Genomic DNA, 12,652 nt, shown 5'->3' on the forward strand with positions numbered 1-12,652 from the left:
AAATGAGGGTTACGTTCATAAAGAAGATTGCGGCAATACTGTCAGCTTGTTTCTGGATTTCAGTAAACGGGCAACGTGTGCTGACACTGGAAGAGGCCATTGCTACTGCGCTTCAAAATAACTACGATATCCAGCTTGCCAGAGGCGATTCTTTAGTGGCGGCCATCGATTACAGTTACAGAAATGCCGTTTTCTTACCTTCTGTAAATATAAACGCCGGTGCTACATTCAATAATAATAATCAAAGACAAACGCTGGCAGACGGTAGCGAGCGGAAATCCAATAATGTAAGGTCGAACAATATTCAGGGGAGTTTAGGATTGGATTGGGTGCTTTTCGATGGGTTGCGCATGTTTGCTACACGCGATAAGGTAGCCGCATTACTGGAATCCGGAGCCTATAGCGCCAAAGAGCAAGTGATTAATACTGTTGCGCAAGTAATCAACATCTATTATAATATCGCCAGACAACAACAATTGATTAAAGCTACGGATGTTCAGATTGAGCTAAACGAAGAAAGAGCCAACCTAGCACAATATAAGCTGGATATCGGAAGCGGAACCAAGCCTGATGTATTGCAAAGTAAAGTGGACTTGAATGAACAGAAGGCGTTAAAAATGCGCCAGCAGACGCTGGTAACACAGCTCAAGAGTCAATTACTTCAGGTGATGAACAGCAAGATTCAAGAACATGAATTTACAATCCCAGATACTATTCCTTTAAATTTTGACATTACCTTGGGAGATGTGCAGGATGGTCTGGAACGTACCAATCCTACACTGCTGCGTGCACGCTCGGCCATTGATATTGCAGAGTATGAACTGAAAGAAACCAAGGCGGGACTTTGGCCTACTTTGTCTTTTGGATCGGCCTACAATTTCAGTCGTACTTCGAATAAAAAAGTGCTGAACAATTTTTCTACCTTATTTAATCAGTTTCATGGGTATAATTATGGCTTTACTGCCAGAATTCCTATTTTTAATCAATTTGCAGTAAAGCGTCAAATAAAACAGGATAAGCTGAATATTACTCTGCAGCAACTCCAGTATGAGAACCAACGTTCTCTTATTAGACTAGCAGTATTAAATGCTTTTAAGGAGTACATACAGCAGCAAAACGCCTTAAAGCTTGAAGAAGAGAATATTTTACTGGCGGAGGAAAACGTAGATATTGTTTTCCAAGCTTACAAACTTGGTGGTGCTACACTGGTACAGCTTCGTGAAGCCCAAAACAGTTTAGCACAGGCTTACGACCGCTTGATTGATGCTCGTTACAATTTAAAACGTGCAGAAACGGAGCTGTTGCGGTTAAAGGGTGATATTATTAAGTAAAGTTTTTTTACATCTTACAGACTCTTGGAGTGGTCTTCCTCTTCTACATAATCTGGAAATACTTTCTTTTTTCGGAATGAGAAGTGACGCTGGGCTAGATAACTTACTATGATAATAATAGCCGTAGTGCCTATTTGCGCAAAAGTGGGATAAATATGCAAACCTTCTACCGCCACTTTCAGTAATACATAGTTTAATAGTAAGTTGAAAGAGCATACTAATAGGTATCTAAATAACTGTACATGACCTTTGATTTTACTATCGTCAAAGACGATATACTTCATTAGAAAGAATCCAAATAAAAAAGAGGCGGTAAAAGAAACGATGAGCGCTGCCGTATAGGACTCAAATGCATATATTCGAAAATTGAAATCCTCTTCTCGGAAAATATAATGGTAAGCTACATAGAATACTGCCAATCCAAAAAGCGTATTGGCTGAACCACACACCAAGTATCGGAATGCCTGCAGAGGCATCAGCTTTTTAAATGGTGGATAAAAAAAGTCGATGACTGGGATTATCAGTTTTCTGGCACTATAAAAAAGCTGTCTCATCGGAATTGCGAAGATATTGGTATTTAAAACTATTTGTGAGGGTTGGTTTCTTATTTTTGCAGCAAAATTTAATGGTATGAGCATTGTCGCGGAACTGAAGCCTGTAATTGTGTCAACATTGAAAAGCCTCTATAATCAGGATTTTAAGGAGGATACTATTGCTATAAATCTTACAAAGCCTGAATTTGAAGGAGATTATACTTTAGTACTTTTTTCATTTATTAAGCAGCTGAAAAGCAACCCTGAGGTGGTGGGCAAGGAAATAGGAGAAAAACTAATTGCCGACTATCCACATCTTTTTACTGCATATAATGTTATAAAGGGATTTTTAAATCTTACAATTAGTGATTCTTACTGGCTGAAGTTCCTAGATCAGCATTACGCACACGTAAAGACGGAGCATGCGGGTGCTGCTAAAAAGATCATGCTGGAATATTCTTCGCCCAATACCAATAAGCCCTTACACCTGGGGCATCTTAGAAATATCTTTCTGGGGTGGAGTGTGTCAGAAATGCTGAAAGCGCAAGGCCATGAGGTGTTCAAAAGCTGTATTTCCAACGATCGCGGCATTCATATCTGTAAGTCGATGATTGCTTGGAAAGAGTTTGCCAACGGCGCTACACCCGAAAGTACTGGTATAAAAGGCGACCATCTGGTGGGTGATTATTACGTGAAGTTTGGTGAAGAACATAAAAAGCAGGTTGCTGCTTTAATGGAGGAGGGCATGAGTAAAGAAGAAGCCGAAAAGAATGCTCCCATCATGAAGGCTGCACAGCAAATGCTGGTAGACTGGGAACAAGGAAATGCAGAAGTGGTAGCATTGTGGAAGCAAATGAACGGTTGGGTTTACGAAGGATTTAATCAGACATATACACGCATTGGAGCCGATTTTGATAAAAACTATTACGAGAGCGAAACATACCTCCTGGGAAAAGCTTTTGTACAGGATGGATTGGAGAAAGGGGTATTCTACAAGAAAGAAGATGGTAGTGTATGGATTGACTTAACCGCTGACGGGCTGGATGAGAAAATTGTACAGCGTAAGGATGGTACTTCAGTTTATATTACTCAGGACCTAGGGCTTGCAGACGAAAAGTACAAAGACTTCCCTTATGATGAAAGCATTTATGTGATAGCTGATGAGCAAAACTATCACATGAAAGTACTAAAACTGATATTGCAAAAGCTAGGTAAGCCGTATGCTGATAAAATCCATCATCTGAGTTACGGGATGGTGGAACTACCCACCGGACGGATGAAAACCCGTGAGGGTACTGTAGTGGATGCTGATGATTTACTGGATGAGCTGGTGAAAGTGGCAGCAGCAAAAACAGAGGAATTGGGTAAGGTGAGTGGCTTCACAGAGTCTGAGCTTAATGAGCTTTACGAAACAATTGCCCTGGGGGCACTAAAATTCTTCCTGCTACGTGTAGATCCTAAAAAACGAATGATCTTTAATCCTGAAGAAAGCATCGATTTTCATGGATTTACCGGGCCATTTATCCAATACACACATGCGCGCATCCGTTCTGTGTTGAGGAATGAAACGATTAAAAATGATGCGCCGGTAACATCTGAGCTTTTAAAACTCGAGAAAGAATTGCTTGTTTTGTTAGAGCAATTCAATATAACACTTCAGCAGGCCGCAGCCGAATTTAACCCTTCATTGATTGCTATTTATGCATTCAATGTGGCGAAGCTGTACAACAGCTTTTATGCAGCACATTCCATACGCAATGCTGAAAGTGAGGAAAAGAAACAATTGCGATTAAAAATATCGCAGCTTACAGCCAATACCATTGCGGAAGCTATGCGCTTGCTGGGTATCAAAGTGCCCGAGCGTATGTAAGGCTACTTTGCTAATGTCTATAGCAGATAAACTGAGGGGGTACATGTTTGTACCCCCTTTTTAGGTGGCAATACTATTTTAAAATCAGTCCGGCCAGAGGTGGAATATTGATGGTAATGCGGTATCGTTGTTCGATTGCATCAACACATTCGCATCTAATTTGAGGATTATACACATCTCCGGTTCCGTCATACTCTTTTAAATCAGAATTGAAAATTTCCTGAGTATACTGTTTGCCCGTGATTTCTATAACCCAGTCGGTTCGTACTTCCGGAGTCATATTTAATACAATCAGTAGATCGTCTTCTGGATTTTCACCTTTACGTTTATATACTATTACGCATTCTTCACGATGATTTAAATCTACCCATTCAAATCCATCGGTAGTGAACTGTTTGATGTGTAGGGCGGGCTCGGTTTTTAATAGTTGATTCAGCTGTTTCAAACAGTGCTGTGCGCCTCTATGACTTTGGTATTGTAATAAATGCCAGTCTAATTCACTTTTATAATTCCATTCGCTGGTTTGTCCGAATTCACTGCCCATGAATAGCAACTTAGCTCCAGGGTGTGTCCACATATAAGTAAAAAATAGCCGGAGGTTGGCGAATTTTTGCCAGAGGTCTCCCGGCATCTTAAAAATGAGCGGACTTTTGCCATGTACTACTTCGTCATGACTGATGGGTAGCATGAAGTTTTCGTCGTAGTAGTACATCATGCTAAATGTAAAGTCGTTCTGATGATGTGCTCTATATATGGGGTCGCGTTTAAAGTAGTTTAAAGAGTCGTGCATCCATCCCATCATCCATTTCATGCCAAAACCTAGTCCTCCCGTGTAGGTGGGTTTGGAAACACCCGGCCAGTCGGTAGCTTCTTCGGCAATGGTTTGTACATCGGGAAAATCTCGGTATACCATTTCGTTGAGGTCTTTGATAAACTGTATGGCTTCCAGGTTACCATCGCCTCCAAATTCATTCGGTTCCCATTCGCCTTCTTTCCTAGAATAATTCAGTTTTAGCATAGAGCTGACCGCATCTACACGTATACCATCGATATGAAATACATCGAACCAAAAACGAGCATTGCTGATAAGAAAGGACTTTACTTCTCCTCTTTTATAATTAAAGATATAACTGTTCCAATCTGGATGAAATCCCTTACGCATATCGGCATATTCGTAGGTGTGGTTGCCATCAAACATGTACAATCCATGTGCATCGTAAGGGAAATGAGAGGGCACCCAATCCAGAATGACACCGATCCCTTCTTGATGAAAAGCATCGATAAGTCGCATGAGCCCCTGAGGATCTCCGAAACGAGATGTGGGAGCATAATAACCTGTAATTTGATACCCCCAGCTGCCATCAAAAGGGTGTTCTGCAATGGGCATGAGCTCTACGTGCGTAAAGCCCATTTCTTTTACATAAGGTACCAATCGTTCTCTTATCTGATCGTAAGTATTGTATTTATGTTCATTGCCGGGCTCTGGTCTTTGCCAGCTGGCTAAGTGTACTTCATATACGCTCCATGGCGCGTTCAGCGCGTTATGTTTTTTCCTGTTTTGCATCCATTCCTGGTCATTCCATGCATAGTATAGATCCCAAGTGATGGATGCTGTAAGGGGTTTTAGCTCCCAGAAATGTGCAAAAGGGTCGCCTTTGTCTCCAATAAAATTATTGGCTCCCACAATATGGTATTTGTAAACCTCTCCTAGCTTAAAATGAGGGATGAAGCCTTCCCATATGCCACTTTTATCCCAACGCGGATGCAGCGGATGCGCCAGCTTGTTCCAATTATTAAAATTGCCTATAACGTTTACAAATTTGGCACTGGGGGCCCATACACAGAAGTACATACCCCATATGCCGTTCACTTTAATAGAGTGCGAGCCAAATTTTTCATATAGGGTATAGTGTGTACCATTCTGAAAGTTTTTAATGTCTTCATCAGTTAGCAGGGAATAATTCCACACAGGTTTTGTGGTGTCGATGAAGTGCTCTCTTTCGAATTGTTCCTGTAATTGCTGAAGATTGATAGGCATTGTTACTCTTTGCAGCAATTTACGAAAAAACACCTTAGCGCAACAATCCATGTCTATAAGTCTTTGTTTACCGAGGAAATATAGCTTTTTGCCGAATTATGGTATTTGTTACTGGAAGGTATTAGTACCTTAGATATTTATGGCTTTATGTTAGTGTCGTTTTATTACGAATATTTAGTAATAATTGCTAAAATTCGTAATTTTGATGATTTTTCGTTTCTTTGTGAGAGTCAGGAAAAACTACGTCATACTATTGGTCAATTATTTAATGCTTTATATGAGATTTAGCTTAACGGTTTTTACCTTATTAGTCATTAATATAACCTATGGACAAACATCAGGCATTACAGGCACTTTAGTAGACTCGGCTGAGCATCGGAGCCTTGAAAATGCTGTAGTAGTGGCCATACATGAAAAGGATTCATTGCTGTTGGCACATACTCGGACGGATGCTAATGGTCGCTTTGAATTACAAGCTCCGGATACATCGGGGATCATAGTATTAGTAACCCATCCTTATTTTGCTGATTTTAGCGAAACGCTGCGCCCCAATCGTGGTTCTTTGAACATGGGCATTATCAACATGTTGTCTAAAAGTAAAGTACTGGAGGAAGTGATTGTAAAAACCGGCGCACCTATTAGAATCAAAGGAGATACCACCATATATACTGCAGATAGTTTTAAGGTTAGAGAAGGCGCTACACTGGAAGAGTTGTTGAGAGTATTACCCGGCGTACAGGTAGACCGTAATGGTGAGATTACAGCTCTGGGTGAAAAAGTTGAAAGGTTTCTGGTAGATGGCGAGGAATTCTTTGGAAGTGATCCCGGTATCGCTACCAAAAATCTTAGAGCCGATATGGTAAAAGATGTGCAAGTGTATAAAGGGAAGAGTGACCAGGCCGCTTTTACCGGTATTGATGATGGACAGAGCAAACAAACAATGAATGTTGTGTTGAAAGAGGACAAAAAGAAAGGATTTTTTGGTAAGGCCGAAGTAGGAGGGGGACTTAAAAACAAAAACCTCCTCAGTGATCAGGATAAATTTAGTAATGCTTTAATGTTTAATGCCTTTAAAGGGAAACGAAAATTTTCTGCATATGGTATTATGAGTAATACCGGATACCTCAATCTGGACTGGAACGACAGAGTGCGATTCGGAGGTGGAGGAGACATCGTTGTGGGAGATGCAGGATCCGTTACGATAACAATGAATAACGATAACTACAATCAAAGCGAGGGTATCCCTACTAACTGGAACGGCGGTGTACATTATAATAATAAGTTCAATGAGGACAAACACAGTATTAATGCTGGATATAGGATCACGAAAATTAATGCACCTTCTGAAACAAAGACCTATTCTAGAAATTTTCTTCCAGACTCTACATGGCTATCATATACCGATAATGCGGCTTTCAGCTCAAATATCAAACAGGGTGCAAATCTCATTTATGAGACGAAGCTTGATTCAATGAATACCCTTAAGTTGACAACACAGTATAATACAAATGTTACGGAATCGGATTACAGATATTATAGTGAGAACCGTACAGTTGACAGCGCCTTGATTAACCAGAATGATAGGGTAGGCAGTAGTAAAAACGATAATAAGAATTTCAATACGAATCTGCTGTGGATGCACAAGTTCAAAAAACAATATAGAACACTTTCTATTAACGCAAACCTAAATCATATAACCTCCAATGGGGATGCTTTATTATATTCAAAACTGGATTTTTATGAAAACGGAAGTGTAGATAGTTCGCATATTATCGATCAGCAGACATTATCGCATAATGTTTCCAATAATTTTAATACTCGCCTCACCTATACAGAACCGTTAATGCAAGATTTCTATCTGGAACTGAGTTATGGTTTCACGCTAAATCGTAATAAAAACGATAGGCGTATTTATGCCAACGATGGAATAGGCAATTATTCGCAGTTTATCGATTCTTTGAGCAATAATTATGAGTTTAATAACGTGAGCAATGCGCCGGGTATAAGTTTTCGCTTTAATAGAAAAAAGGTAAACTTGTCTTTCGGAACTGCTGCAGCATTTACCAATTATATGCAGAAAGATTTAACCAACGGCACAGATCGTAGTTATCATTTCGTAAACCATTCACCAAGACTTAACTTTATTTATAAAATCAAAAACAGTGAATCAATCAGGTTTAACTATAACGGAAATAGCAATGCTCCTTCATTAAACCAGTTGCAGCCTATTCCCAATAATACAGATCCTCTAAATATTTACGTAGGTAATCCACTGTTGAAGCCGTCTTTCAATCATAGATTTTCGCTTTCCTACAGTACATATAAAACCTTGAAAGAAAGAGGCATGTGGGCGGCTGTAAACTATAATTTTACCCAGAATGCTTTTGTGCAGTTTAGTGAATTTGTGCAGGGGATTCGTAGGTATTATACCGTAAATACGAACGGTATGGCGAATGTTTCATCTTATTTGAATTATGATTTCAAATGGAAAGGTCCTGGAATTAGATTAGGTGTAATGGGAAGATATGATTTTATTAGAAATGTGGATTATGTAGCTAATTTTAATTCCAATAATGGTATGGCGGTTAAGAATATCACCAAACGAAATGTTTACAGCCTTTCGATGAATATCAACAAGAATCTGAGCCAGAAGTTTGATATTGGTTTGTATCCGCAAGTGTCGTATAATAATACAAAGGCTACGGTTAATACTACAGCAAATGCTAAATACTGGAGTGGAGAATTGAATCTGTGGGGAAATGTACAACTGCCATTGAATTTTGAAATTAGAACCGATCTCAATTCTATATTTATCCAAAAAGATCCGCGTTTTCCGACAAATAACAATTATACCATATGGAACGGCTATCTTACTAAGCGTATTTATAAGAATCAGTTTGAAGCAAGGTTGTCCGTTTATGATATTCTTAATCAGAAAAGAGGGTATAACCGAAACTTTGATAGTTATAGCTTTCGAGAAACTTATCGCATGACACTACAAAGATTCTGGTTGATTTCTTTTGTTTGGAATATTAGTAAAAATAATACTTCTACTAGAAATTAGTATGAAAATGAGAAACATCATCGTCATCATATTGTTAATGCAATCTGGAGTGTTATACGCTCAAAAGTTTATTACCCACGGTTCCATAGAGTTTGAAGTAAAAACGAATGTGCACCGTATGATGAAAGCCTTATTGGAGGATGAGGAAAGCTCTTTTTGGGAGAGTATTGTAGCTTCCCTGCCTCAGTTCAATGTCACTTATTATAAGTATGAGTTTAATGATAATAAAGGGGTGTTTAGATTTGACCGTTCGGCAGATAAAAGAAATGCAGGCATGATGTTTTTGGGCAGGGTGAGCGAGGATGATTATTGGTATAATGACTATACCAATAATAAGTTTATAAATCTGAAATCTATCGATGATAATTATATCATCTCTGGTGATCTGCCAAACATCCAATGGAGAATTTATCCTAATGATCAGACTAATATAGCAGGATTTCAATGTCGTCGTGCCAGCACCATTTTGTTTGACAGTGTATATGTCTTTGCTTTTTATACTGATGAAATAAAAATTAGTGGTGGGCCCATGGGTTTGCACGGACTTCCGGGCATGATATTAGGTGTAACCATCCCACGGCTTTATACCAGCTGGGTTGCAACTTCTGTAACACTTTCTACTCCTGATATAAAACCTCCTACAAAGGGTAAGCAGAAATCTTATGACGAAATGATGAAGATCCTTACAGATATCAGCAAATCACGCGCTAGGGAATGGAAAAATGCCGAGCGTTGGTTGCATCCTATGATTTGGCGCACCTTTCTGTAGTATTATTCCTGATATAATAGGCTGATAGTGTCCGTTGTCTGTTGTCGTACTAAAAATCTTTTATTGGCAGTATATTGCTCCAGCACGTCACTATTGTAATGTCGGATAGTGAGCAGGGTGAGCCCCGGAGTTACTTGTACATCGAAATATTGGGCAGCTTCTGCGGCAAAAGCAGCAATCTTTTCTTCTTTGTGATCGAAGGTATAGATGATACTAATGGCTCCATTTTGTGTAAGGGTAGGGGTAAGAAACATTTGTTCTAGAAGTTCATATAATACTTCCGTAGTGTGTTCTCCAATAAAAGAAAAATCTTTTGATTTTAACTCAATCATTACCTGATTGCGTTTTATCACAATTATCGGAGGAAGATTTTTAGTGCTTTTATTATGAATGACGGTGCCTTGCAAGTCCGGATTTAGAAAGCACTTTACATACAGCGGAATGCTTTTGTTTTGTAAAGGTTTTATGGTTTTGGGATGTATAACCTGAGCGCCGTAGTAAGCCATCTCTATTACTTCGGTATAACTTAGTTCATGCAAGGGGTGTGCATGAGGAACTTCCTTAGGATCGGCATTCATAATACTTTCCACATCTTTCCAGATAGTGAGGCTCTCTGCATTTAGCAGATTGGCAAAGATTGCCGCACTGTAATCGCTGCCTTCACGACCTAGAGTGGTGCTTTCATTTTCATCAGTGGAGGCAATAAATCCCTGTGTCAGCACTAGTTTGTTGTTTTCAAGAACAGGTAGTACCTGTTCGATGATATTTTGTTGAGTGCTGGGGATATTAATGTTGGCATCTCTGAAGTTGGCATCGGTCTTAATAATATCCCTTACATCAAACCATTGATTTGAAAAGCCTACCTCGTTAAGATAATGGCTAATAATACTGGTAGACAAGAGTTCTCCAATACATACTATTTGATCGTAGTAATATGAAAAATCTCTTACCGGCTTATCGTATAATAGCCATTCGATTTCAGTAAAGAAGTCTTTTAGTTGCGATTCACAAGCTAAATAATGTGTTACGAGCAAATATTTGGCAGTATTGAGGTGTTGATGTTTGATTTGTTCAAACAAACGAAGTGCCTCATCTTGTTTATTGTTATAGTAGACTTCTGCAACTTTTTCAAGCGCATTGGTTGTTTTTCCCATTGCGGAAATGACGATCAGGATTTTTTCATTTTCGTAACGGCGCAATATGCTGGCTATATTCTGAATCCGCTCTACACTATTTACGGAGGCTCCTCCGAATTTAAAAACTTGGATCATTGTTTTTTATGCTCTTGTTAGCAAATATCGTAGTTCAGCAGCAATTATGACGCTTTGGTGTATCGAATTGTAGATTATATTCAAAAAAGGATATTTCGTAGGCTCAGAGAAGAAAAGAAGCTTACCCAAAAATTTCAGGGATACTTGAAAATAGTTGTAGCTTTATCGCATGGCTGATGTTATTATTTCTGTAAGGGATTTGGTGAAGAATTATGGTGACTTTAGTGCTGTGAGGGGGATTTCTTTTGATGTGTATGAAAATGAGATTTTCGGACTCCTAGGTCCTAATGGTGCAGGCAAGTCTACCACACTGGAAATTATAGAGACACTGCGCAGAAAGACGAGCGGCAAGGTTACTGTAGCGGGTTATGACTTGGATAAGGAGCCAGATACCATTAAAGGTCTTATAGGAGTGCAATTGCAAGCTAGTGGTTACTATCCGGGATTAAATTTATTGCAGTTGATAGAACTCTTTGCGGGCTTGTACAATCAGGAAGTAGATGCTATGGCTTTACTGAGGTCTGTAAACCTAGAAGAAAAAGCTAAATCAAAATACAAAGAATTAAGTGGAGGGCAGAAGCAACGATTTTCGGTGGCTACTACTCTCATAAATAAGCCTAAGGTGATTTTTCTGGATGAACCCACTACGGGTCTTGACCCTCAGGCAAGACGTAATTTGTGGGAGCTAATTAAAAGCATTAAGGCCAGTGGTATTACTGTAATTATTACCACTCATTATATGGACGAGGCGGAGTATCTGTGCGACCGCATTGCCATTATCGATTCGGGAAAAATTATTGCATTGGATACTCCCGACCATCTCATAGACCAATTAGTGGCTTCGGGGTTTGAACGTCCTAAGGAGGTAAAGAAAGCAAATCTGGAGGATGTATTCTTGCATCTTACCGGTAAAACACTTCGCGAAGATTAAGACATAAAAAAAGCTCCAATCTTTTAGAGATTAGAGCTGAAGTATGGTAAAAAGGTTTTTTATTTCTTTAACTCTACACTATCATGCAACTCTTCGTCTACCAAAATACGACCGCAGTTCTCGCATGCGATGATTTTTTTATGCTGTTTAATTTCGCTTTGCTTTTGCGGAGGAATAGCGTAGAAGCAACCACCACAAGCATCTCTTAATACGGGTACTACCGCTAGCCCGTTACGGAAATTGTTGCGGATTTTCTCATAGCTAGCCAACAGTCTAGGCTCTACAGCACTTTTTGCCTCCTCTGATAATTTGAGATAAAGTTTCTCATCTTTTTCGTTGGCAGCAATGATTTTTTCCAGCTCAGTCTTCTTTGCTTCAAGCGCACCCTCTTTTAATGCAATATTCTTTTTAACTTTTTCCAGTTGTACAACCTTCTCAGCGATTTCCTCATTTGCGTCTTTAATGTGTTTTTCGGCCAGCTTTATTTCCAGCTGCTGCATTTCAATTTCCTTATTGATGGCCTCAAACTCGCGGTTATTTTTTACGTTTTCGCTGTCTTTCTCGTATTTCTTAATCAAGGCTTCACTTTCCTTAATGGCGGCTTTACGCTCATCAATGAACTCGGTAACACCATTTATTTCTTCTTCAATACGGGTTTGTCTTGCACGTAAACCTTGCAGTTCATCTTCCAAGTCGGCAACTTCCATAGGCAGCTCGCCTTTGAGGGTTTTAATTTCATCCAGCTTGCTATCTATCTTTTGCAGATGGATTAATGAACTTAATTTTTCTTCAACGGAGAATTCTTTTAGTTGTGCCATATTTTTATAAGATATTAAGTCTTTTTA

The 12,652-nt window shown here is 39.3% G+C and carries 9 protein-coding genes; 5 read left to right on the forward strand and 4 right to left on the reverse strand.

All coding sequences use genetic code 11. The annotated features are described in order from the left end of the window. Window positions 1–2: 2 nt before the first annotated feature. Window positions 3–1,331 (forward strand): TolC family protein, encoded by a 1,329-nt coding sequence (locus tag V2H41_RS10855; protein WP_330975177.1) that lies wholly within the window; start codon window positions 3–5, stop codon window positions 1,329–1,331. Window positions 1,332–1,345: 14 nt separating this feature from the next. Here the strand turns inward: V2H41_RS10855 and V2H41_RS10860 are convergent, their stop codons facing one another. Beyond that, window positions 1,346–1,885, reverse strand: coding sequence for a GtrA family protein (locus tag V2H41_RS10860; protein ID WP_330975178.1), 540 nt, complete (start codon window positions 1,883–1,885; stop codon window positions 1,346–1,348). A gap of 76 nt (window positions 1,886–1,961) precedes the next feature. Here V2H41_RS10860 and argS point away from each other — a divergent pair, with 76 nt between their 5' ends. Continuing rightward, window positions 1,962–3,734, forward strand: a complete 1,773-nt coding sequence (argS, locus tag V2H41_RS10865; protein ID WP_330975179.1) for an arginine--tRNA ligase — start codon at window positions 1,962–1,964, stop codon at window positions 3,732–3,734. A gap of 73 nt (window positions 3,735–3,807) precedes the next feature. On the opposite strand, the gene glgB is transcribed toward argS, so the two are convergent. Then, window positions 3,808–5,772 carry a 1,4-alpha-glucan branching protein GlgB gene (gene glgB, locus V2H41_RS10870; RefSeq protein ID WP_330975180.1) on the reverse strand — a complete coding sequence of 655 codons (1,965 nt, stop codon included), beginning with the start codon at window positions 5,770–5,772 and terminating at the stop codon, window positions 3,808–3,810. Window positions 5,773–6,049: 277 nt separating this feature from the next. Here glgB and V2H41_RS10875 point away from each other — a divergent pair, with 277 nt between their 5' ends. Next, window positions 6,050–8,836 (forward strand): outer membrane beta-barrel family protein, encoded by a 2,787-nt coding sequence (locus V2H41_RS10875; protein ID WP_330975181.1) that lies wholly within the window; start codon window positions 6,050–6,052, stop codon window positions 8,834–8,836. Window positions 8,837–8,843: 7 nt separating this feature from the next. Beyond that, window positions 8,844–9,605, forward strand: a complete 762-nt coding sequence (locus V2H41_RS10880; protein ID WP_330975182.1) for a GLPGLI family protein — start codon at window positions 8,844–8,846, stop codon at window positions 9,603–9,605. 2 nt (window positions 9,606–9,607) lie between these two features. On the opposite strand, the gene V2H41_RS10885 is transcribed toward V2H41_RS10880, so the two are convergent. Beyond that, window positions 9,608–10,876, reverse strand: a complete 1,269-nt coding sequence (locus tag V2H41_RS10885; RefSeq protein WP_330975183.1) for an aspartate kinase — start codon at window positions 10,874–10,876, stop codon at window positions 9,608–9,610. Window positions 10,877–11,045: 169 nt separating this feature from the next. On the opposite strand from V2H41_RS10885, the gene V2H41_RS10890 reads away from it, so the two are divergent. Continuing rightward, entirely contained in the window at window positions 11,046–11,807 is a 762-nt protein-coding gene (locus V2H41_RS10890; protein ID WP_330975184.1) for an ABC transporter ATP-binding protein, read from the forward strand. A gap of 59 nt (window positions 11,808–11,866) precedes the next feature. On the opposite strand, the gene V2H41_RS10895 is transcribed toward V2H41_RS10890, so the two are convergent. Then, on the reverse strand, window positions 11,867–12,625 hold the full coding sequence (locus tag V2H41_RS10895; RefSeq protein ID WP_330975185.1) for a zinc ribbon domain-containing protein: 759 nt from the start codon (window positions 12,623–12,625) through the stop codon (window positions 11,867–11,869). Between the last annotated feature and the right edge of the window lie 27 nt (window positions 12,626–12,652).

Source organism: Niabella digestorum (assembly GCF_036409055.1).
In the GTDB taxonomy this organism is placed as follows: Bacteria; Bacteroidota; Bacteroidia; order Chitinophagales; family Chitinophagaceae; genus Niabella; species Niabella composti.